This window comes from Lacrimispora sanguinis (genome assembly GCF_044987295.1).
Classification (GTDB): domain Bacteria; phylum Bacillota; class Clostridia; order Lachnospirales; family Lachnospiraceae; genus Lacrimispora; species Lacrimispora celerecrescens_B.
Genome location: NZ_CP173277.1, coordinates 3,238,412 through 3,260,286, shown reverse-complemented (window position 1 = coordinate 3,260,286; position 21,875 = coordinate 3,238,412). Strand labels below are relative to the sequence as shown.

Below are 21,875 nucleotides of genomic sequence, written 5' to 3'. Positions count from 1 at the left end.
TCTGGGTTCCGTAAGATACCCAAATCTACACTTTCAGGCTCTTTTCTATCATTTTCCTTCCTGGGGATTGAAAAATGTATATAATATGTATACAATATAGGCCCAGGAGGTGACCCCATATGAAAAAACGCCAAAGCTTTCAGAACCGGTTTTTGGCCTTGTTTCTCGTAAGTATTGTTATGCCCATTATCATCATGGCCACTATACTTGCCTTTTACTTTCAAAAAAGAATTTACAGGGACAATGAAAAATACTTTTCAACATCCCTTTACTCCATTTCAACCAATTTAAGCACCTATGTATCTGACTTAAAAAGGCTGGCTCTGACTCCTTATATTTACGATGATATTCTAAACTTTTTTGCAGCCGTTGAGAATGGGAAATACACAGAAAACGGTTCATTTGACTACCGGATCGAGCTGCACCGGCAAAACTATACTACTTCCATACAGCGTATATTAAACACCGCCAGAGAGGATATCCTGGCCGTTTCTTTCATGCCTGTAAACCCGGACAACCACATCATCGTTACTGCAACAAAAACCAGCGATCTCATAAACACCACGGACTACCCTTACCAACGGGAAACCTGGTATCAGGAGGTTTTAAATACAACCGAGCCATATCACTTTATGGTTTCAGAGGCTCCCCCTTATATCCGTTCTGAGACAACGGTCATCTCAGCCCTTCATACGGTCCGTAACGTATACACCAAACGGAAGCTGGGCGTCATCCGGATCGATGCCTCCGACAAAATCATCAAGGATATCTTCAGCAGCGTAAACTTAAGTGAAAATTCAGGTTTTGTCATCGCGGGACAAGACGGAACCCCTGTTTACCAGGTAGGAAAGGTGGAGGAAGGCGTTCTTAAAAAACTTTCTTATGCGGGAAGCATCATCCGTACGGACTCAGATACTTACCGCCTGTATAAAAGTGATATTTCAGGAATGCCATGGCAGCTTATTTTTGTATCCTCCCAAAAGGATATATTTAAGGAGGTATCCATTGTCTGGAGCCTGGCTGCTATCTTAAGCTTCTCCTCCATTCTGGCTGCATTTTCAATCTTTCGTTCCAATTCAAAGAAGACCGCCCTTGCTTTAAATTCCATCTTAAATACCATGAAAAAGGTGGCAAAGGGAGACTTGGAGGCGTCTGTTCCTGACACAGACCTTTTGCAGAACGATTCCTTTAACACGGAAGAATTGTCCCTGATTGCGGAGAATCTAAACGAGATGATCCAAAAGCTGCAGCTATACATTAACCAGTCCTATAAATATGAGATAGACCGGCAAGAAGCAGAATACCGTGCCCTTCAAAGCCAGGTTAACCCTCACTTTCTCTATAATACCTTAAACTGCTTCCTGTCCATGAACCGGATTGGAATGAAAAAAGAGCTGGAGAACAGCATTATCCAGCTGACCAGAATATTCCGCTATACCTGCAGCAATGCAAAGCTGACTACCGTACAGGATGAGTTTGAATTCTGCATCCAATACTGCAATCTTCTTAAAATACGCTATGATGAGCGCCTGACCTTTCTAAGCTCTATGGAGGAAGAGGCTAAGATTATTTCCATTCCAAGACTTCTCATACAGCCCCTTGTGGAGAATGCCCTTAAGCATGGTATGGACGGTGACGGCATTTCCATTACCATCTCCATTTCCGCATCGATTGAGGACGAAGTCCTGATTCTGAAGGTAAAAAACAATGGAATACCCATTGATATTCAAGAAGTTTACTCTGATGGAAAAGTTGGCATAAGAAATGTGGAAAACCGTATAAAAATTTTTCACCCCCGTGCTTCCTTTGAAATAAAACTGACCGGAGATATTACCTCCATGACAATTAAGATACCCCTGGAAGGAGGAACTTCTGCATGAAAATTCTTTTAGCTGATGATGAACGCCTGATCCGGCTTGGATTAAAAAGCATGATTGAGGAGCTTTGCCCCAATATGCACCAGTTCATTGAAGTGGAAAACGGAGAAAAACTGTTAAAACAACTGGAAAAGGAGATTCCGGACCTCATTTTTCTGGATATCCACATGCCGATGCTCACCGGTCTGCAGGCATTTTCCCAGTTTCATATGCAAAAGATTCCTGTGGTCATGCTGACCGGATATGCGGAATTTTCCTATGCTCAGGAAGCCTTAAAACTAGGCGCCCTGGACTATCTTTTAAAACCGGCCAGCCTGGAGGAAGTTAAAGCTACCATGGAAAAAGCAGCTTCCCTGTTTCAAGAGCGGGAGCTTTTGCTGAAAAAGGATTATGAGCTGGAGTTTGAAAAAATTCTTGACCTCCATACCTCCATCCGTTTTTTACAGAGTCCCAAATACGTTCTTCCCCCTTACACAGCTGTTCTTTTTTATGTTGATCATTATCATAAAGAAACCTTTAAAAACGATTTAGATGTATTAAATGCCATGCTCTCTTCCATCTCCTTCCGCTACGGTGCCCGGTATACTTTCACCTTCTTGCCTACAGGTGAAATCTGTTATCTTACCAGTACCGTGATTCCTCCCGGAGAGTTCCAGGGGGTACTGGTCCAGTTTCATCAGACCAGCGGATGTGTGGCAACCGGATTCCATGTTTCTGCCGGTAACCTTTCAGAACTGTTTACACAGTTTGAGTCTGTTCAAAGGGAGGAGAGCCTGCGCCTTTGTGTTCACCTTGGGTCAGTTATATCGGAAAAGGAGCGGCTGACGTTCTCCCAGCTTCTTCCTTTTTCGGATTTACTAGAAAAGCTTTTGATGGCCAATCAGGCAGATGATGTTATGGGCTTTCAAAATCTACTTCATGCAATATCCCAATTTCCCCATGAAAAAGAGATCTTTGAACTTTGTGATGATTCCTTAAACCGCATTCTCTCAATGGAATCAGGAACACCCGCCAGCATTCTTTCTATCCGCCAGCTTGTAGAATTTTTAAAGCAGATGACTTCACAAAATCAAAGCATTGATTTAATTGATAAAATCAACGCTTATATTGAGGAACATTATATGGACCAGATCGGAATCAATACCATTGCAGATATGATTGATATCTCACCAAATTACTTAAGCAAAATTTATAAGATGAAAACCGGAGAAAAATTTGTTGACCACTTAACCGGTGTCCGCATGAAAAAGGCAATGGAACTCATGTCAGGTGGACATACTGCCTCGGTCCGGGACACTGCTGAGCGGGTGGGATATTTCAGCACCAGGTATTTTACCAAGGTTTTCTTAAAAAGTACGGGAATATCACCTTCCGAATATATGAAAAGTCATTTATTAAGCGAAGGAAAACCTGCCTCTTTCTAAAAGTCAAAGACCGTTATAATAATATAACTCAGTTATAAATGCCGGAACAAATGACTCAATTAAATATAAGAAAAACTACTTTGACCGAATCGGTTTATGGTGTTATAATCATGCCATAAACCGATTCGGTCAATTACATTATCAGAAGGTGAAGACATGGAAAAATTTAAAGAACTATCAGAAGAAAAGCAGCTGCCTATCATTGAAGCGGCATTAAAATGTTTTGGAAAACATGGATATAAAAAGGCCTCTATGGGTGACATCGCCCAAAACAGCGGAGTATCCAAACCAATGCTGTTCCATTATTTCGGCACAAAAAGGGATCTGTACTTATACCTTTCGGAATATGTGAGAAGTGTCATGATTGAGGCTTATAAGCGCAATGAAATCAATGCATATGACGATTTATTTGAACGCATTCTTGTGGCCTCCAGAATGAAAATGGGCATACTGGAAAAGTACCCTTATATATTGAAATTTATTATCAGTATGTTCGAGGAAACTGACGATGCGGTCACGGATATTACAAAAAAGATCATGCCCGAGGCCCAGCGCTTTTCTTATGACCTGGTGTTAAGAAAAGAAGATGTGGTTAAATTTAAAGAAAGTGTGGATATTGATGTGGTTATGCGCATGATATTCCTCATGGCAGAAGGCTATGCTCATGAAATGACCGATGAACGGTGCGATCTTGGTAAAATAACCGAAGAACTGGAAAAAACCATCCACATGTTGAAAAGTAATCTATATAAGGAGGAATACCTGTGATGTATCTATTGAAAATCAACAATAAAGGCGCCGCTTCCATACAAATATCAGGAGGCAAGGGCGCAAGCCTTGCCAGACTGTCCCAGCGGTTCCCTGACAGTGTACCGTGCGGTTTTATCATCACAACAGAATTCTTTAAAAAGTATATCCGTCCTACCGTAAAGGAATCAGGAAACGATAGGAAGTCCGCTGTCGCCGGACTGACTTTACCCGCCGAAGCGGCGGAACTGATTCAAACCGCTTATGAGGACATGGGAAGCCATGTTTCCGTTGCCGTCCGTTCCTCCGCTACGGCAGAAGATCTGCCTGACGCTTCCTTTGCAGGCCAGCAGGATACCTATTTAAACATTTCCGGATCTGAAGCGGTAATAAAAGCAGTGCTCAACTGCTTCGCGTCCTTATATAACCAGCGGGCGATTTCTTACCGGATCAAAAACAAATTCGATGAAAATGAAGTTCAAATGGCCGTTGTCGTACAGAAGATGGTGGATGCAAAAGCGGCCGGAGTCATGTTTACCGCCGATCCCATTACCTCCGACCGCTTTACAATAGCGATTGAAGCGGTGGAAGGCTTAGGAGAGGAACTGGTATCCGGGCGTAAAACCCCTGTTACCTGGACGGTCAAGGATGACATAAAACAAAGAAGCGGCGAAAAGCCCTGTCTCACCAAGAAACAGGTAACCGCTCTTGCCGCCATCGGAAAAAAGATCGAGAAGGAATTTGGAAGCCCCCAGGATATTGAATGGTGTTTTGACGGTATGAAATTTTATATTGTCCAGTCCCGGGGGATCACAACCCTTTACCCCTGTCCGTCGACCATGGACGGATTTAAGCGCTGTTTTATTTCCGTCGGCCATCTCCAGATGATGACAGATACCATGCTGCCCCTGGGAATGTCCCTTTGGGAATTGATGTCCAAAACCGTGAAGGTTACGGAAATCGGCGGGCGGCCCTATATGGAGATTACCCATAACTTAAACAGTCCCGTGGGCAGGGCTCTGGTGCGTCAAAAGCTGTCCAATTCCGACGAACTGATGGATAGCGCATTTAATAAAGTCCTGGCAAGAAAGGAATATATTAAATCCATTCCAAAAGGACAAAAAAGCGACTTCGCCATACCAAAGGATGTGGGAAAATGCATCACCGCCGGATTAAGGATCTACCGGAAAAATGATCCGTCAATCATTGATGGCTACAACCGCCGTATGGAAGCGGCAATCCAAAAGACAAGAAAGGGACTCTCAAAACTGTCCGGTAAGGCGATAATCGATTTTATTGTGAGAGATACGGATGATCTGATGAAAGGTCTGTTTGATCCGGAGGGCTTAGGACCGCTCCTTGTTACCTTCTTTCTCACAAAACCTATTGATAAAGCAGGAAAGCTCCTTCTTGGACAGGACAATGTAAGTGTTGATGTGTCAAAGTCCATTAAAGGCAACATTTCCTCGGAAATGGGATTTTACGTGAGCCGTATCGCAGATTCTGCCCGGGATTTCCCAGAGGTTGTAAAATACCTTGAGTCAGCAGGGGATTCCTTCTGCATTGACGAATTAAGGAAGCAGAAGGGCAGCGAAGAAGCCGCAAAAGCCTTTGAAGAATTTTTCCTGCGGTACGGAATGCGCTGCCCTGGCGAGATCGATATTGCAAAACCCCGGTTTGCCGAGGATCCGGGAAAGATTCTCCCCACCGTACTGGCAGATATAAGGCTTCCAAAGGGTCATGCTGAACAAAGGCTCCTACAGGGAAAGCAGGAAAGCGATGACGCAGTAAAATCCATGGTTTCCGCCGCAAAAAAGAAATGGGGAGCCGCAAAAGCCAAGAAGCTGGCAAAACAGTTATCCTTTTATCGAAACTTCTTAGGGCTGCGGGAGTCTCCCAAATATTACTGGATGAAACGTTATTGGGAATACAAACAGGCCATCCTTAAGGAATCTGAAACACTTGTTAGTCAAGGCAAGCTAAGAAGCGTGGAAGATACTTTCTATCTTCGTCTTCCGGAACTTGCAAGCTTGTTTGCCGGAGAATATGAACCTGATTATGAGAAAATCGATGCAATGCGGGCAGATTATGAAAAGTATGCTGCGCTGACCCCTCCGCGCCTCATCTTCTCTGATGGAGAAGTGGTGGAAGGTGAATACAAGCGCGAGGTTCCCAATGGGGCGCTGCCAGGGCTTGCCGTATCAGGCGGCGTGGCAGAAGGCCGTGCACGGGTCATTCTGGATATCAGGGAAGCAGGAAAAATAGAAAAGGGAGAAATTCTGGTGACTAAATTTACCGACCCAAGCTGGACACCGGCCTTCATCTCTGTGGGCGGACTTGTTACAGAAGTAGGCGGAATGGCAACTCACGGAGCTGTGATCACCCGGGAATACGGCCTGCCTGCTGTTGTCGGCGTAACCGATGCCACAAAACACATCAAGGACGGAGACTTAATCCGCGTAGACGGAAACTTGGGATATGTTGAGTTTTTGAAATAAGAAAGGAGGACTACCGGTGAACGCAATTCAGATTAATAACCTGTCCAAAAGCTATGGGGAGCACAGGGGGATTGAAAATATCAGCTTCTCCGTGGAGGAGAGAGAGATTTTTGGCTTTATCGGACCTAACGGAGCGGGGAAATCCACTACCATCCGTACTCTTTTGGCGTTGATCCGCCCCACCTCCGGCAGCGCGGAGATCTTTGGCAAGGACTGCATGAAACAGGCTGCGGAAATTGCAAAGGATGTGGGCTATCTGCCCGGAGAATCTGCTTATTATGATAACATGACGGTACGGGAGCTGGTACAGTATGCGGCAGATTTATACGGCGTTAAGGGAGACGGCAAAATAAAAGAGCTTTCCAGGCGCTTAGACCTTGACTTATCCCGTAAAATCACCGACCTATCCCTTGGAAACAAAAAGAAAGCCGGAATCCTGTGCGCCCTGCTGCACTCTCCAAAACTCATTATATTAGACGAACCTACCAGCGGTCTGGACCCGCTGATCCAGCAGGAGTTCTTCTCGATACTGAAAGAAGAGAACAAACGGGGGGCAACTATCTTCTTTTCGTCCCATGTCCTGTCTGAGGTGCAGAAAATCTGTGATCGTGTGGGCATTTTAAAAGATGGAAAAATGATTGGTGTACAAAAAATCAGTGAGCTTCGGGCTAACAGCCATAAAAAAATCAGTGTTACGGCAGAGGAAATACCGGCAGGGCATTTTGACCTTGGAGGCATTACCAGCTACCATCAGGACGCCAATACCGCCACATTTATGTTTATGGGGAATATGGGAGAGATTCTTGAAAAGCTGTCTGCTTTAAACGTCCGTGATCTGTTCATCGAGGAACCGACGCTTGAAGAGATCTTTATGCACTATTACAGGTGAGGTGAAAGGGATGACTGTATTTAAGTATGAGCTAAAGCAGTTAAAAAGAAATATCATCATATGGGCGCTGTCCATGGGCGGGCTGATCTTCCTGATGCTTCCGACCTATCTTGGCTTTATTAAAGGAGCTGATGCTTTCATGGCGGAGGCGATAAATAATAACCCCCTGTTTGATGCATTAGGCGTCAGTGCCGCTTTCGTCATGACACCTCTTGGCATGTTCGGCTTTTTAAACAGCTTTGCCATGGCAGCGGCTGCGATCCACGGAATGAGCATTGCCTTTTCATCCCACACAAAGGAATACGCGAACAGATCAGCAGAGTTTTTGTTAACAAAACCCCATTCAAGGAGCAAGATTTTTTGGAGCAAGGTACTTGCCTGCACGGCAGACAGCCTGATTGTGGGAACTGCCTATATAGCTGGAGCTGCACTTGCATTTCTGACCGTCAAAAGCATTCGTATTGATTGGCCGGCGTTCTTGCTTATAGGGATATCCCTTGTACTGGTTGAACTTATGTTTGTGGTTTTCGGAACAGCTGCCGGAACATTCTTCCCAAATGTACGGACACCTGTGCTCATATCCTCCTGTGTTATGTTTGGCCTTTTTTGTTTAAACTCCATGTCAAAGAAGATCAATCAGCCGGTATTTGGCTATTTCACTCCGTTTGCATTTTTTAATACCGTGACTATCGCCGAAACCGGATCTTACCAGTGGAATTATTTGGTGTGGTATGTGTTCCTTGGAGCGGGACTGCTGTTTATCAGCTGCAGAACATTTCTTAAAAAAGACGTTATATTCGGAGGCTGAACATGAAGACGATCTATTTAAAAGAACTGAAACTGACCCAAAAGACCCTGGTAATTTGGCTGGTGTTAATCGTGATGCTTACAGGATTTGCAGCAATCGAGTTTATTGTATTAAAAGACGCCATGGGGGAAATTGCGGCTATGGCGGAGAGCTTCCCGAAGATTATATTGATTTTGTTCGGATTAAACGGAGTGAGGGTCGATACCCCGTTAGGTGCTTATCAGTGTATGGTGTTCTGGACCAACCTGCTTGCCTTCTTTTATGCGGGTTTCTCCGGTATATTTGCCGTATCCAGAGAAGAACGGTTCGGTACCAGCGAATTCTTATTCTCGAAACCTTATAAGCGTTCTGCAATCATTTGGGCAAAAATCGGTGCCGCCGTAACAAATCTTTTCGTGTTTTCTCTTACCGTAGGCATCATGTCCTATTTATGCATCATTCTTCCCCTGGGTGATTTAAGTATTACAGGCGTCCATATCATCACAACCCTGGGAATATTTCTTACTCAAGTCGTGCTGTTTTCCGTCGGGATTTTCATCTCGGGTCTTGCAAAAAGCTATAAGACTGCAAGTCTTTTTACAATGCTTACGGTAACGGCATTTTATGTAATCAGCTTTGCTCTTGATTATATCGGTACCATGGATTTTCTGAAGGTTTTGACACCGGTAAGCTACTTTAACGTAGTATCGGTTTCTGAAAATGGATTAAGCCCCTTTTATATCCTGCTTTCCTTGATCATTATTTTAGCCGGCTGTTTCATGGCAATCAGATTTTTTGAAAGAAAGGATTTACGCAACTCGTAATAACTACAAAGAAGACAAAGGAACTGGGCTCTTTAATAACCCAGTTCCTCATTAACAAGAATCACTTTAATCCTGTCTTTTATAAATTGACCTGCAATCAGAACAAAATCATTGCAGATCCTTTCCCTGTGACCGCAGTCAATGCAGCGGCCAAGAGTTACACAGGGAGTCGATTTGTTCAGCCGTTTCGCATCCAGGGGAGCCGCGATCTGCCTGGCTCTTTTCACGGCTGACTCTACATCTTCCGCTATTTTATTCGTTCCGGCAACAACGATGACCTGTTCCGGGCCGTACAGCATAGGGGCCACCCGGCTTCCGTTGCCGTCAATATTAAAAATCTTTCCGTCCATTGTGATTGCGTTGGCACCGGTGATAAACGTGTCTGCCGAAAAATTCTTTAAGTATATCTTCCGTTTTTCTTCTTTGGTTAGAGAAGGATCAAACTTATCAAAAAATTCTACATCCCTTTTCCTTAAATCCTCAAACACTCCCATCTGTTCCAGAGTCACCGAATCCCCACAGCCTACAGTCGTCCCATCGGCAATGAGCCTTCTTAGTAGTTCCAGAAGTTCCGTTTTATCCTGAACCTGAAAACCTGCCATGTTATTTCGCTGAAGGCGTTTTATCAATAAGGGAATATCCAAATCCATAGAATTTTCCTCCAAAGTTAATAATAAGATCATCGTCAAATCGTGCGATTATTTTCACGCAGCTTCCTATCTGTCGCTCAAAGGTTTATACTCCTCTTCCTGCATCACACTGATGTAGGCCGGACGAATGATCTTATCCATATTAATAAGCTCTTCGATCCGGTGGGCGCTCCATCCTACAATCCTTGCAATGGCAAAAATCGGGGTGAACAATTCATTAGGAATATCCAGCATGCTGTATACAAAGCCGCTGTAAAAGTCCACATTCGCACTTACGCCCTTATAGATCTTTCTTTCATCTGCAATGACTTCTGGAGCAAGACGCTCGATCATGGAATAGAGGTTAAAATCATCCAGGCGTCCTTTTTCCTCTGACAATTGTTTAACAAAGCTTTTGAATATTTCTGCACGGGGATCAGATTTGGAATAAACCGCATGCCCCATACCATAAATTAGTCCCTTCCGGTCAAATGCTTCCTTATGAAGAAGCTTTCTCAAATACTTCTCCACTTCCTCTTCATCCTTTAAGTCATGGACTTCCTTACGCAAATCCTCCATCATTTCCACAACCTTAATGTTGGCGCCGCCGTGCTTCGGTCCCTTTAAAGAAGCAAGCGCTGCCGCTACCACGCTGTATGTGTCCGTACCGGAGGAAGTGACCACATGGGTTGTAAAAGTGGAGTTATTTCCTCCTCCATGCTCCATATGAAGGATCAGGGCCAGGTCAAGAACATGGGCTTCCACCTTGGAATACTTCATATCTGGCCTTAACAGCCTTAAGATATTTTCTGCCGTGGAAAGCTTTTCATCCGGCCTGTGAATATACATACTTCCCCCTCGCTCATAATGGTTGAATGTATGATATCCGTAAACTGCCAGCATCGGCATGACGCTGATTAACATCAGGCTCTGGCGGAGCACATTGGGAACAGATATGTCACTGGCCTTTTCATCGTAAGAGGCCAGGGTTAAAATGCTTCTGGCAAGGCAGGACATCATATCCTGGCTTGGGGCCTTCATGACTACATCTCTGACAAAATTGGTAGGTAGGGTCCGGCTGTAGCCTAAGGTCTTGGTAAATCGTTCCAGCTGGCTTTTATCAGGCAGATCTCCAAAAAGAAGGAGGTAGGCAATTTCCTCAAAACCAAAACGTCCTTCCCTGACAACACCGTCTACCAGATCATGAATATTATATCCCCGGTAAAACAGCTGGCCTTCACATGGGACCTTTTCCCCGTCTACGGTCTTGTTTGATAAAATCTTTGATACCTTGGTTAATCCTGCCACAACACCGTCGCCGCTTTTATCCCTAAGCCCTCGCTTTACTTCAAATCTGTCATAGGCTTCCAAGTCAATTCTTTCGTCATTCAAACAGATATCAGACCACTCTTCCACATTTTTCATAAATTCTTTCTGGTTCATCATGCACACCTCTTTCTGAAATCAGGTCGTCTAGTTCCACTGCATTTTTCCCATTGGGCTTTCTAAGCCGGCGTCATCCCCTTTCCTCTCCTGCAGAATCATTCAAATGCTCATTTTTGAACTTTTCAATATAATATATAATTTTATACAAAAAAGCAAGATATATTTAAGCATTGCAAATCAGCCCGGTGTTTATAGAACCATGATATATTGACAAATGACCTTTCAAATCTTATACTTGCCTTAATTTCTTAAAGAGGGATGTACCGGAGGTTGTTCATGAAAATAGAATTTTCCCTGTTTTTCTTCATAGAAGTCATTGGAACCATAGCTTTTGCTTCATCTGGGGCCATGGTTGCCATTAAAAAACAGCTGGATCTGCTTGGAGTTATTGTTTTAGGTGTTACCACCGCCGTGGGAGGCGGAATGTTAAGGGATATTATCATAGGAAATGTACCTCCTGCCCTTTTTAAAGATCCAATCTACGTATTGCTGGCCTTTATAACGGTTATGCTTTTATTTGTAATCGTAAGACTGAATCAGAAAATCCTGGACGGACGTTCCATGGAAACCTATGAAAAGGTTATGAACATATTTGATGCCATCGGACTTGGAGCCTTTACCGTGGTAGGAATCGATACGGCAGTGCTTTCCGGCTATGGGGACTATCATTTTCTCATCATCTTTTTAGGTGTTATCACCGGAGTCGGCGGCGGCATTCTTCGGGATATCATGGCCGGACAAACTCCTTATGTCCTTAGAAAGCATATTTATGCCTGTGCTTCCATTGTTGGCGCCATCCTTTATGCCTGGCTTTTGAATTACATTGATGGCAATATTGCCATGCTGATCGGTGCCTGCTCCGTCGTTTTAATTCGTCTTATGGCAACCCACTTTTGTTGGAACTTACCTACTGCAACAAAAAAATAATTCCCTCAAGGAGGAATCCTATGAAACGTTTGCTTCAATATACTGCTGGAATCATATTTTCTCTCTGCCTTATGATCGTGCTTTTATTCACTTCCGTGGAGGCAGCCGTTTACTGGATTCCAGGATACTTCGAAAAAGAATATAACAAATATCATGTGACTCAAGCCGTCTCCATGTCTATGGATGATCTCCTTGATGTTACCGATGAAATGATGTCCTATCTGCGTGGAAAGAGGGATAACCTTCATGTAGATACCACCATGGGAGGGGTAGAACGGGAATTTTTTAATGCCCGTGAAATCGCCCATATGGAGGATGTCCGCGGTCTTTTTTTAGGCGCTCTTTCCATACGGAGAGGCTGCCTTACGGTGATGGTGTTATGCCTCATTGTACTTCTTTTATTAAGGACCAGTTTTATGCAAACCTTTCCCAGGGCCGTGTGTGCGGGAACCGGAATCTTTTTTTCCTTGTCCGCTGTCATCGCTATGATTATTTCCACAGATTTTACCAGATATTTTATCATGTTCCACCATATGTTCTTTAAAAATGACCTATGGATGCTGGATCCTTCCACCGATATGCTCATTAACATCGTTCCGGAAGGCTTCTTTCGAGACACCGTCTTTCTCATTGGCTTCATCTATCTTTTCTCTATCCTGCTTATCTTTGCTGTCTGTCTTTTTCTTATGGGCAAGTTTAAAAGAAAACATCTTGCAGCTTAGGTTAGTAAATCAGCTGGATATGCAAGCATATTCAGCTGATTTTTCGTATACAAATGGGGAAAAAATAGCAAATAACCTTTACTTGTTACAACAAATAACCTATACTGTAGAATGAAGTATTGTCTGAAACCGAACGATCGCTTATGGAGAGATTACTCAATATGACTCAATTTATAAAAAAGTTTTTTATTTTTTTTCTGTGCCTGCCTTTTTTTGTCTCATCTTTTACCGGGACTTCTCTGGGGGCCGCAGACTGGCCTTCCGGTCCGTCTGTTCAGGCACAGGGAGCCATTCTGATGGATGCAGACACCGGAACAGTTCTATGGGGCCAGAACATACACAACCAATATTTTCCGGCCAGTATTACCAAGGTCATGACTGCCCTTTTAGTCATTGAAAAATGCAGTCTTGATGAAACCGTAACGTTTTCCCATAATGCCGTATTTAATGTGGAATCCGGAAGCAGTAATGCCGGGATCAATGAGGGGGACAAGCTGTCTGTCAGGGACTGCCTCTATGCTCTGCTGCTTAAATCTGCCAATGAGTCAGCTAACGCCCTTGCAGAGCATGTGGCAGGAAGCACTGAAGCTTTTGCAGATATGATGAATGTACGTGCGAAAGAGCTTGGATGTACCAATACCCATTTTGCCAATCCCAGCGGTTTAAATAACCCGGAGCATTATACTTCCCCCTACGACATGGCACTCATCGCAAGAGCAGCCTTTAACAATCCTGTTTTTGAAGATATCGACTCTACAACCTTTTATAAGCTTCCGCCTAACTCCATCAATAAAGAAGGGCTTACCATTTATCCTGGTCATAAGATGATGCGAAAAAGCACTCCTTTCTACTATCCGGGCATTATCGGCGGCAAAACAGGCTACACTACACTGGCCGGGAATACCCTGATAACCTGTGCGGAAAAAAATGGTATGAGGCTTATTACCATAATTTTAAAGGGATCTACTCCCCAGTATTGGGCAGACACTAAGAATCTTCTGGACTTTGGTTTTTCAAATTTTGTCTCCTTAAAAGCTGCAGAATACGAAAAAACCTACAGTTCCATTACCAGCGATTTAAATTTCAGCGGTTTGTCCATCACCAGGCCGGAAGCCCTGATTTTAGATCCCGACAGTAGGATCATTCTGCCTAAAACGGCTAATTTTTCCGATGCAAAGGCGGAACTCAGTTATGATATTTCATCGGGTGATCCTCCAAATTCCATCGCGAAAATTAATTACCGTTATAATGACCGAGTCGTAGGCTGTACCTTCCTGGAGGTGAATGACGCCCTATTCCAGAATAAGGAAGCGGAAACCAGAATCGCCACCGCTGCCCAGGCTGAGGCAAATTCCGGATCTGACGATGAACTTGACCCGTCTGCGGCCCAGACTTCCATAAACCCTTCCGGAAAACGTCCGGATAAAGAAACGGAAGATTACCGGGAAAAAGCTCTAAGGCCCTTTGAGATTCCTTTAACCGCCTGGCTTATATTAGGAAGCGTGGGGGCTATCATTGTAATCGGAGGCTCAACTGCCTTTTTCATATATTGGAAACATCAGGAAGCACAGAATTTCCTTATCAGGCGGGAGCAGCGCATGAAACGCCTTCGGGACTCCGGCATTTCAGCCGATGAGTTCAACAGCATTCTGGAACAAAGGCGCAGTTCCTATTCAACAAAGCGGAGAGGAAGACGGGGAGGCCGTTTCAAATGACCTTAGATCACAAGGGGTTTTCCATGAATAAGCATAAAAAATTATCCAAAAAGGATCATCTTCGAAATTTTGTAATCACCTTTATTTCCCTCTTGTTTGCAACCATCCTCTCCTACATGATGCACATACTGGGAGGATATACTAACAATGTAGGAATCATCTACATGATGGCAGTGGTTATCATCTCCCGCTTTTCCAGCGGCTATATACCGGGAGTCATTGCCTCCTTTATTAGTGTGATCTGTGTAAACTATGTGTTTACTTACCCATTTATGGCGTTTAATTTTATAATGGAAGGATATCCCGTCACCTTCCTTGCTCTGCTGATTATTTCAACCATTACAAGCGCCACTACGACTAATTTAAAGGAACAAAGCCGTATCTTAAACGAACGGGAAAAGTTATTAATGGAAGCAGAAAAGGAAGCCTTGAGAGCAAACCTTTTACGTGCCATTTCCCATGACATTCGGACTCCTCTCACAGGAATCATCGGTGCCAGCAGCACATACCTGGAAAGTTCCACTACGATAACGGAATCAGAAAAAACCAGTCTGGTCTCCAATATCAAGGAAGATGCCAACTGGCTCTTGAATATGGTGGAAAATCTGCTAAGCGTCACCAGGATCCGGGATTCCGGGGCTCATGTTTTAAAACGTCCGGAGCCACTGGAAGAGGTAGCCTCCGAATCCATTGAACGTTTTCACAAAAGAGTGCCCAAAGCCATTGTCCATGTGACTGTGCCGGATGAATTTATCATGGTTCCTATGGATGCCACTTTGATTGAACAGGTTATCATAAATCTATTGGAAAATGCCGTCTATCATTCCAATACAACGGATCCCATCAGCCTTTCAATCTTCGTACAGGATGGATATGCCTGGTTTCAGATTCGTGATCAGGGTGATGGAATATCCCCGGAACGGCTGAACACTTTATTTGACGGTTACACTTCATCACCCAACAGCAGTTATGATTCCCATAAAGGAATGGGAATCGGGCTTTCTATCTGCAAAGCTATTGTTACTGCCCATGAGGGGAAAATTACAGCTGCCAATGAAGAACATGGCGCAGTTTTTACATTTACATTACCATTAGGGGAGAATGCTTATGAGTAAGTTTACAATCGTCATGATTGAAGACGAAAAGAATATCTGCAACTTTATTGAAAGTGCATTGGAAAGACATGATTATAAAGTAAATACAGCCTATAACGGGCGGGATGGGCTGGCTTTGATCAATTCCCTTTGCCCTGATGTGATCCTTTTGGACTTAGGGCTTCCGGATCTGGACGGAATAGACATCATTAAAAGCGTAAGAAGCTGGACTTCGATTCCCATTATTGTCATTTCCGCCAGGACCCAGGAGCATGAAAAAGTGGCCGCTCTTGATTTTGGTGCCGATGATTATATAACAAAGCCCTTTGGAACCAGCGAGCTTTTAGCCAGAATCCGCACTGCCCTACGCCATGGAAGACCTACCGTCAGCACCGTGGATGGATCTGTCATTCCCACCCCATACAGCTGCGACGGCCTGGTCATTGATTTTGCCAAAAGACTGGTCACACTGGACGAACATAAGATCCATTTGACCCAGATCGAGTATAAGCTGGTTTCCCTGCTTGCGGAAAATTCTGGTAAGGTCCTGACCTATGACTACATTATAAGCCACATCTGGGGGCCTTACGCAGACAGCAACAATCAGATCCTTCGCGTCAATATGGCGCATATCCGCAGAAAAATAGAAAATAATCCGGCAGAACCAAAATATATTTTTACGGAAATCGGGGTTGGATACCGAATGAAGGAATGCGATAATTAGGAAAGGGGGGAATCCCCCTTCTTTTTATTCTGCTTTCGGTTCTTCGTCTTTTCCACCCGTTTCTTTTTGGTTTCTTCCTTTTTTATATAAATCTCCCGGACGTCTTCTTCTCCCACCAGTCTCATGGTCTTAACTACGTAGACACGTCCGTCATCGTTCCGTCTCATGCGGATCTTGCCTTTTACATTTCCATGCTCAGGACATAAACCAAGAGCCGTGTAAAACTTCTGGTTCACGGAGAACCATCTGATCTTTTTCCGAAGCATCCGGTTGCACTTGCAGCAGATCAAATCGGTAACGGTCTTATCCTCAATGGCATCCTGCTTTGTCTCAAAGGGCCTCGAAATGTATTTGGAATACCCGGGAAACACAAGATATACCTCTTCCGCTTTGTTTTCCGGCAAACGGTAATAATCGGTAGACCAGTATTCCCGAACCTTTTCAAAACCCATATATCTCATAACCCGCCCGGTATAATGGGCATCATCAAGGGCCCGGTGAAAAGGCCGCTCTTCCATGATCCCCAGCTCTAAAACTGCAATGTCAAGAGACTGCCTTTCCTTACCGTCCCCATAAAGCAGGCTGTAAAGTTTCTGCACATCATAGTAGAGAAAGGGTTTGGGAAAGGTATTGGGAATTCCAAAAAAGGCAAAGTTCCGCTGCAGTTCTGTTAAGTCCATGGATCCCCATGTGCAGAACACGGCTTCATCCCCGCACCACGTAAGAAACTCCTTTGCAGCTTCTTCAAAGTCCCGGCCCTCTTCCATCAGAGTCTTTTGATCCATGTGGGTCACTTCTAATATTTTTTCATGAAGCTCGGGATAAATCCGAGGCCTTATAAGCCTCTTAAATTCCCCCACTTCTTCCAGGGCTTCATTAAGCTTTACCGCCCCGATCTCTATGATTTCAAAGGGAAGGTGTTCTACCGTCTCCTCCTTCCCTCCGACGCTCTGGTTCCATTCCAGATCCAGTACAATATAATTCTTCATAGTTTGCTCTCTTTAATCCTTTATTCTGTCAGACCTCGCAGCTTTTCACGAATCCTCTGCCTGCGCCTTTCCGTCTCTTCTAGCTCAAGTGTCCACGTCCCATCAGCTTCTGTAAGGATATCTCCCTCCCTTACACCTTCCGGCAATGCAGAGGCCTGAACCTTTACCATATCTCCGTTCTCATCCTCACAGATCACTATTATTTCGCTGATTCTGTCAATGGTATACTTCATAACCTTTTCCCATCCCTTTCTGTGCCTGGCTAAGGGTTGCAGCTTTGGCACGGCTCATATCCCATCTGTATCAGTTCCTCTCTGGAGCCTTTATAGGTTTTCCGGTTCTCTTCCTTCATGGAAGCTGCAGACTTGCAGTCCGGCTGGTGAAATTTTTTGGTATTGGTATTTATCACATAATCCTTGTCTGCTGCCGTGCCTTGTGACCTGTCTCCATCAGTTCCTTCCGTGATTTCAGGGAAAGTAACCTTTGATCCATCGCTTACTGCCACTATGGTTCCAAGCTGGTCTGTCCGCAGAGCCTTGATGTTTCGTTTTTTTAACATTTCCAGAATTTCCTTATGGGGATGGCCATAGTCATTATTTTTCCCGCAGGAAATCACTCCGTATTCAGGATCAACCAGATCCATAAAACCTTCCGATGATGAGGTGGAGCTTCCATGATGGGAAAGCTTCAGCACATCTGCCTTTAATGGAAGGCCGTTTGCCATCATATCTTTTTCCGCATCTTTTTCTGCGTCTCCGCATAAGACAAAACTGTTCTTTCCGTAAATCAGGCGAAGACCTATGGACCAGTTATTCAGATTGTCTCCATAATCCTTATTGGGAGCGATAATCTGGAAAGATGCATCTCCTAAGGAGTAGCTGTCCCCTGGCTTTGGAAGGGTGATTTTTAAATTTTTATCTGCTATGGCATCAAGCAGGCGTTCATAAACTTTTGTAGTATGTTCCTTCTCCGGCAAAAGGACCTTTTGAACTTCAAATTTCCGGATAACCGTTTCCAACCCTCCGATATGGTCTGAATGGGGATGAGTTCCGATCACGTAATCCAGCTTCTTTACTCCCTGCTTCTCCAGATAAGAAGCGACTACCTCGCCCTGATCCCGTTCTCCTGCGTCTATTAGCATATAATGTCCGTCTTTTTCTACTAAGGTGCTGTCTCCCTGGCCCACATCAATAAAATGCACCCTTAAATCCGTGCCCGCCTCATTTCCCATTTCTCTCTGGGTTAATGGGGAAGAGCTGGCAATTGGGCCACATCCTGCCATACAAAGGGCCAGAAGGATTGCCGCTGCCGCCAATACCCGTCTATAAAATTTTCCTGTCTTTTTCACTGTCATCCCAGTCTGCTCCTTCGTGCTATTATATGATAGAATCTTTAATCCTACAAGTATTTTTAAAAGGGTCCTGCTCCAAGCGGTCAAAAAAGCGGACCGCCAAAAGCAGCCCGCCAATTATTAACTTAAGGAAGTTTCGATCCATCGGCTCCAACCGCAGCCCCATCAGGCGTTGTGGTGTTTGCCAGCATCTGACCTCCTGTTAGGTCGCAGAAATACTGTTTCCCGTTCCATTCAACCCAGCCTGTAGCCATATAGCCGGTTTCATTGAAGAAATACCACTGTCCATCGATATTCTGCCAGGTTCCGGTCGGATAGCTTCCATCCGGATTTGCATACCACCATCCGGTTCCATCCTGTTTCCAGCCGCCTTCGTTTTGGGAGTATGTACGGATTTGCTCCGCCGCAGCCGCGTCAACGTAGTTGACAGGAGACTCCACCCAGTCACCTTTATTCTCGGTATTCTGCTTATTGACCGGACGTACCTTAAATGTGTAGGTTCCAACCTTTCCCATGGACACTCCCAGATCCAGACTCGTCCCAGCGGTGGTCTTTACCCCTCCCGTGGCCTTTCCGTCACGGTATATCTTTACTTCATAACTTCCCGCCCCGGCGGCAGGACTCCACACAGCCATAGTTTTAGAGCCCCATGCTGCGCTTTCTATGGACTGGGTAAACTCACCGACCTTTGGTAAATCTATGGTCACCGTAAGCGTCTGGCTGAAATCTTCCCTTGCCTGCTTTACGTAGGTTCCCCCATCAATCGTGAAACCGGATTCGGCTACGGAAAAATAATATCCTTCCTGCGCATACAATTTCACTTCCAGCCTCGGTACATCCTGCTCATACCACTGAAAGCCGTCGTTGGTGAACTCGCATTCTCCAACATCGATCTTGCTGTTTTTTGTCGTTATCTCAGCCTGCTGTCCGGAAACAGAACCTCCCGGCACGATATCCGCTGCCACGGTTAAGTTTACTGTTGTGATTTTCTTTCTGGATGCTGCCATGGAAGTCATGCAGTTAAGCCCTGTTGCCATTGTTACAGCAAGCACCAAAGACAAAATTTTCTTACCTTTCATATACAATCCCCATCTTTCTATTTCATTTCAGATTGCGATCCAATAGGTTTATTATACCCCAATCTCAGGCATTTGTGAATAGCCATTCTGGTTTCGTAAGGTTTTGGGGCTATTCTTAAGATCAGGAGACCGGATCGGAGGTTGGATATTTCATCCATTTTATGAAAAGGCAAGCCAGCCCAAAGGCTTTATTGTGTACTAAGTATACTTTTTTTCTTATTTATACTACTTAATTTATTAATATTGTTTTATATTTTTAAGTGATTGTTAAATACATATCAAATTTTTACTAATTTTATGACAATTAAAGGTAGATATATATTGCATAATAACAGTTAATATGATAAGCTAACGTCAATGAAACATTTACAAGAGAACAAGAGAAAGCAGATGTTACATTTCTACCATTACTCTGAGGCGAAGTGTAATGCTGATTCTCTTTTTCTTTTTGGGAAAAGGAGGATATTTTTTAATGAAAAAGAAGCAGTTTTTCCGGGTGATCGAACCATATCTGTATTTGTTGCCCGCCATGTTTTTCTTCTCGGCCTTCCTGTTCTGGCCGTTCCTCAAAACCATTTGGCTCAGTTTTGCCATGACGACTCCCCTTGGAGCAGTTTCCTCCTTTGTCGGCCTTGGAAACTATCTTTCAATCTTTACCTCACAGGCCTTTCAAAACAGCCTTTTTGTATCCTTTAAATATGCGGTCATGACCGTGACCTGCTCAATTGTCATGGGGTTTATACTGGCCATTATAAGCAATGAGGATATTAAGGGGAAAAACTTATTCCGCACCTTTTATGCCCTTCCCATGGCTATTTCCGCAGCAGCGGCTTCCGTTGTTTTCATGTTCATCTTTCACAGCAGCCTTGGCATCATCAACAAGGTCCTGGGAACCCACATCGGATGGCTGACGGATCCTAAATACGCATTAAATGCAGTAACCATTGTGACTGTGTGGATGAACATCGGATTAAACTTTATATTCCTGACTGCTGCCTTGCAAAGCGTTCCTCTGGATTTATATGAATGCGCAGCCATTGAAGGTGCTGGATTTTTTGCCAAGCATAAGCACATCACCATCCCATGCATATCCCCTACCCTGTTTTTCCTTTTGATCATTAACGTCATCAATGCCCTTCAGGCTTATGCTCAGGTCAAGCTGATGACTCAGGGCGGACCTTCCGGCAGTACCAATGTCATCGTGTACCAGATTTATCAGGAGGCATTTATGAATAGCCGGTTCGGCATGGCCTGCGCGGAATCCATTGTCCTGTTTATCATCCTGATGGTCTTGACATTGATTCAATTCAGATTGGAAAAGAAGGTGACCTACTGATGAAGAACAAAATGGCTAAATATTTACTTTATATCTTAAATATCTTTTTTGCAGTCATCATCATCTCACCTGTCCTTTACTGTTTTAACGTCAGTATGATGACCATGAAGGAAGTGTTTTCCGGAGGCTTCTGGCCGAAGCAGCTGATCCCGGACAATTACATAAAAGCCCTGCAGCTGGCCCCGTTCTTTACCTTTATAAAAAACTCCCTGATCGTATCCTGCACGGTTACCTTTGGTCAGATCGTCACCGGGGCATTGGCAGCCTACGCATTCTCCATGATGAAATTCCGGGGACGGAACGCCCTGTTTTTGCTGATGCTTGCAACCATGATGATTCCCAGCCAGGCAATCATCATTGCAAACTATTTAATCATCTGCGATCTGGGGCTTAAGAACACTTACACGGCACTGATCCTTCCAAACGTAGCATCAGCTTTTGCAGTATTTAACATGAGGCAGGCATTCCTGCAGCTTCCCATGGAGATAAAAGAGGCGGCTGATATTGATGGATGCGGCAACTTCCGCTTCTTCTGTTTCATTGCCCTTCCCCTTGTAAAACCTTCTATGGGTGCTCTGGGGATCTACACGTTCCTTCAAAGCTGGAACCACTATTTATGGCCTCTTCTTGTTACAGACTCGGTGAATATGCGAACGGTTCAGATCGGCCTCGGAATGCTTCAAGGCGCGGAATCCACAGACTTCCGTCCGGTCATGGCCGGTTCCATGATCATCTTAGTCCCCTCGATCCTGGCGTTCATACTGGGACAAAAGCAGCTGATTTCCGGCCTCACCTCAGGTTCTGTAAAAGGGTAAGT

At 44.4% G+C, this 21,875-nt stretch carries 20 protein-coding genes; 14 read left to right on the top strand and 6 right to left on the bottom strand.

The genetic code is table 11. From position 1 onward, the window contains the following. Positions 1-119: 119 nt before the first annotated feature. From ACHZES_RS15145 to ACHZES_RS15115, 7 genes are all read left to right on the top strand, one after another. Positions 120-1,880, top strand: a complete 1,761-nt coding sequence (locus tag ACHZES_RS15145) for a sensor histidine kinase (RefSeq protein ID WP_395547212.1) — start codon at positions 120-122, stop codon at positions 1,878-1,880. Further along, entirely contained in the window at positions 1,877-3,301 is a 1,425-nt protein-coding gene (locus ACHZES_RS15140; protein ID WP_395547213.1) for a response regulator, read from the top strand. The genes ACHZES_RS15145 and ACHZES_RS15140 overlap by 4 nt, the downstream gene beginning before the upstream one ends. A gap of 156 nt (positions 3,302-3,457) precedes the next feature. Then, entirely contained in the window at positions 3,458-4,069 is a 612-nt protein-coding gene (locus ACHZES_RS15135; RefSeq protein ID WP_395547214.1) for a TetR/AcrR family transcriptional regulator, read from the top strand. Next, on the top strand, positions 4,069-6,546 hold the full coding sequence (locus ACHZES_RS15130) for a phosphoenolpyruvate synthase (protein ID WP_395547295.1): 2,478 nt from the start codon (positions 4,069-4,071) through the stop codon (positions 6,544-6,546). Before ACHZES_RS15135 ends, ACHZES_RS15130 begins: the two co-directional genes overlap by 1 nt. A gap of 16 nt (positions 6,547-6,562) precedes the next feature. Then, positions 6,563-7,435, top strand: coding sequence for an ABC transporter ATP-binding protein (locus ACHZES_RS15125; RefSeq protein ID WP_395547215.1), 873 nt, complete (start codon positions 6,563-6,565; stop codon positions 7,433-7,435). A 10-nt stretch (positions 7,436-7,445) separates the two neighbouring features. Beyond that, complete coding sequence (locus ACHZES_RS15120; protein ID WP_395547216.1) at positions 7,446-8,243, top strand: ABC transporter permease subunit; 798 nt, start codon at positions 7,446-7,448, stop codon at positions 8,241-8,243. A gap of 2 nt (positions 8,244-8,245) precedes the next feature. Beyond that, positions 8,246-9,046, top strand: coding sequence for an ABC transporter permease (locus tag ACHZES_RS15115; protein ID WP_395547217.1), 801 nt, complete (start codon positions 8,246-8,248; stop codon positions 9,044-9,046). Between the two features lie 32 nt (positions 9,047-9,078). On the opposite strand, the gene ACHZES_RS15110 is transcribed toward ACHZES_RS15115, so the two are convergent. Both ACHZES_RS15110 and ACHZES_RS15105 read right to left on the bottom strand, forming a co-directional pair. Beyond that, positions 9,079-9,696: a lactate utilization protein gene (locus ACHZES_RS15110; protein WP_395547218.1), complete on the bottom strand. Its 618-nt coding sequence runs from the start codon at positions 9,694-9,696 to the stop codon at positions 9,079-9,081. A 66-nt stretch (positions 9,697-9,762) separates the two neighbouring features. Beyond that, positions 9,763-11,121 carry a citrate/2-methylcitrate synthase gene (locus ACHZES_RS15105; protein WP_395547219.1) on the bottom strand — a complete coding sequence of 453 codons (1,359 nt, stop codon included), beginning with the start codon at positions 11,119-11,121 and terminating at the stop codon, positions 9,763-9,765. A 276-nt stretch (positions 11,122-11,397) separates the two neighbouring features. Between ACHZES_RS15105 and ACHZES_RS15100 the strand changes: the two genes are divergently transcribed. The 5 genes from ACHZES_RS15100 to ACHZES_RS15080 all read left to right on the top strand — a co-directional run bounded on the left by ACHZES_RS15100 (position 11,398) and on the right by ACHZES_RS15080 (position 16,303). Continuing rightward, positions 11,398-12,048 carry a trimeric intracellular cation channel family protein gene (locus ACHZES_RS15100; protein WP_038283544.1) on the top strand — a complete coding sequence of 217 codons (651 nt, stop codon included), beginning with the start codon at positions 11,398-11,400 and terminating at the stop codon, positions 12,046-12,048. A 20-nt stretch (positions 12,049-12,068) separates the two neighbouring features. Then, the gene (locus ACHZES_RS15095; protein WP_395547220.1) at positions 12,069-12,770 is read left to right on the top strand and encodes a TIGR01906 family membrane protein; all 702 of its coding nucleotides are present in this window, start codon (positions 12,069-12,071) and stop codon (positions 12,768-12,770) included. A gap of 143 nt (positions 12,771-12,913) precedes the next feature. Next, entirely contained in the window at positions 12,914-14,485 is a 1,572-nt protein-coding gene (locus ACHZES_RS15090) for a D-alanyl-D-alanine carboxypeptidase family protein (RefSeq protein WP_395547221.1), read from the top strand. After that, positions 14,482-15,600: an ATP-binding protein gene (locus ACHZES_RS15085; protein WP_242843168.1), complete on the top strand. Its 1,119-nt coding sequence runs from the start codon at positions 14,482-14,484 to the stop codon at positions 15,598-15,600. The genes ACHZES_RS15090 and ACHZES_RS15085 overlap by 4 nt, the downstream gene beginning before the upstream one ends. Continuing rightward, complete coding sequence (locus tag ACHZES_RS15080; RefSeq protein WP_038283546.1) at positions 15,593-16,303, top strand: response regulator; 711 nt, start codon at positions 15,593-15,595, stop codon at positions 16,301-16,303. Before ACHZES_RS15085 ends, ACHZES_RS15080 begins: the two co-directional genes overlap by 8 nt. Here the strand turns inward: ACHZES_RS15080 and ACHZES_RS15075 are convergent. The 4 genes from ACHZES_RS15075 to ACHZES_RS15060 all read right to left on the bottom strand — a co-directional run bounded on the left by ACHZES_RS15075 (position 16,300) and on the right by ACHZES_RS15060 (position 19,722). After that, on the bottom strand, positions 16,300-17,292 hold the full coding sequence (locus ACHZES_RS15075; RefSeq protein ID WP_038283548.1) for a 3'-5' exonuclease: 993 nt from the start codon (positions 17,290-17,292) through the stop codon (positions 16,300-16,302). The genes ACHZES_RS15080 and ACHZES_RS15075 overlap by 4 nt on opposite strands. 20 nt (positions 17,293-17,312) lie before the next feature. Then, positions 17,313-17,525, bottom strand: coding sequence for a DUF3006 domain-containing protein (locus ACHZES_RS15070; protein WP_038283549.1), 213 nt, complete (start codon positions 17,523-17,525; stop codon positions 17,313-17,315). A gap of 29 nt (positions 17,526-17,554) precedes the next feature. Further along, entirely contained in the window at positions 17,555-18,646 is a 1,092-nt protein-coding gene (locus ACHZES_RS15065; protein ID WP_395547222.1) for a ComEC/Rec2 family competence protein, read from the bottom strand. 122 nt (positions 18,647-18,768) lie between these two features. Continuing rightward, a complete protein-coding gene (locus ACHZES_RS15060) occupies positions 18,769-19,722 on the bottom strand; it encodes an N-acetylmuramoyl-L-alanine amidase family protein (protein WP_154526214.1) in 954 nt (317 codons plus the stop codon). A gap of 472 nt (positions 19,723-20,194) precedes the next feature. On the opposite strand from ACHZES_RS15060, the gene ACHZES_RS15055 reads away from it, so the two are divergent. Beyond that, a complete protein-coding gene (locus ACHZES_RS15055) occupies positions 20,195-21,058 on the top strand; it encodes a carbohydrate ABC transporter permease (protein WP_038283567.1) in 864 nt (287 codons plus the stop codon). Further along, a complete protein-coding gene (locus ACHZES_RS15050) occupies positions 21,058-21,873 on the top strand; it encodes a carbohydrate ABC transporter permease (protein ID WP_038283555.1) in 816 nt (271 codons plus the stop codon). Before ACHZES_RS15055 ends, ACHZES_RS15050 begins: the two co-directional genes overlap by 1 nt. The last annotated feature ends 2 nt before the right edge of the window (positions 21,874-21,875 follow it).

What these genes read in the sequence shown, in the direction of transcription:
- ACHZES_RS15105 (WP_395547219.1), bottom strand. Translation starts at nt 11,121, where the DNA reads ATGATGAACCAGAAAGAATTTATGAAAAATGTGGAAGAGTGGTCTGAT.
- ACHZES_RS15135 (WP_395547214.1), top strand. Translation starts at nt 3,458, where the DNA reads ATGGAAAAATTTAAAGAACTATCAGAAGAAAAGCAGCTGCCTATCATT.
- ACHZES_RS15100 (WP_038283544.1), top strand. Translation starts at nt 11,398, where the DNA reads ATGAAAATAGAATTTTCCCTGTTTTTCTTCATAGAAGTCATTGGAACC.
- ACHZES_RS15085 (WP_242843168.1), top strand. Translation starts at nt 14,482, where the DNA reads ATGACCTTAGATCACAAGGGGTTTTCCATGAATAAGCATAAAAAATTA.
- ACHZES_RS15055 (WP_038283567.1), top strand. Translation starts at nt 20,195, where the DNA reads ATGAAAAAGAAGCAGTTTTTCCGGGTGATCGAACCATATCTGTATTTG.
- ACHZES_RS15070 (WP_038283549.1), bottom strand. Translation starts at nt 17,525, where the DNA reads ATGAAGTATACCATTGACAGAATCAGCGAAATAATAGTGATCTGTGAG.
- ACHZES_RS15140 (WP_395547213.1), top strand. Translation starts at nt 1,877, where the DNA reads ATGAAAATTCTTTTAGCTGATGATGAACGCCTGATCCGGCTTGGATTA.
- ACHZES_RS15145 (WP_395547212.1), top strand. Translation starts at nt 120, where the DNA reads ATGAAAAAACGCCAAAGCTTTCAGAACCGGTTTTTGGCCTTGTTTCTC.
- ACHZES_RS15075 (WP_038283548.1), bottom strand. Translation starts at nt 17,292, where the DNA reads ATGAAGAATTATATTGTACTGGATCTGGAATGGAACCAGAGCGTCGGA.
- ACHZES_RS15130 (WP_395547295.1), top strand. Translation starts at nt 4,069, where the DNA reads ATGTATCTATTGAAAATCAACAATAAAGGCGCCGCTTCCATACAAATA.
- ACHZES_RS15060 (WP_154526214.1), bottom strand. Translation starts at nt 19,722, where the DNA reads ATGAAAGGTAAGAAAATTTTGTCTTTGGTGCTTGCTGTAACAATGGCA.
- ACHZES_RS15050 (WP_038283555.1), top strand. Translation starts at nt 21,058, where the DNA reads ATGAAGAACAAAATGGCTAAATATTTACTTTATATCTTAAATATCTTT.
- ACHZES_RS15065 (WP_395547222.1), bottom strand. Translation starts at nt 18,646, where the DNA reads ATGACAGTGAAAAAGACAGGAAAATTTTATAGACGGGTATTGGCGGCA.
- ACHZES_RS15080 (WP_038283546.1), top strand. Translation starts at nt 15,593, where the DNA reads ATGAGTAAGTTTACAATCGTCATGATTGAAGACGAAAAGAATATCTGC.
- ACHZES_RS15090 (WP_395547221.1), top strand. Translation starts at nt 12,914, where the DNA reads ATGGAGAGATTACTCAATATGACTCAATTTATAAAAAAGTTTTTTATT.
- ACHZES_RS15095 (WP_395547220.1), top strand. Translation starts at nt 12,069, where the DNA reads ATGAAACGTTTGCTTCAATATACTGCTGGAATCATATTTTCTCTCTGC.
- ACHZES_RS15120 (WP_395547216.1), top strand. Translation starts at nt 7,446, where the DNA reads ATGACTGTATTTAAGTATGAGCTAAAGCAGTTAAAAAGAAATATCATC.
- ACHZES_RS15110 (WP_395547218.1), bottom strand. Translation starts at nt 9,696, where the DNA reads ATGGATTTGGATATTCCCTTATTGATAAAACGCCTTCAGCGAAATAAC.
- ACHZES_RS15115 (WP_395547217.1), top strand. Translation starts at nt 8,246, where the DNA reads ATGAAGACGATCTATTTAAAAGAACTGAAACTGACCCAAAAGACCCTG.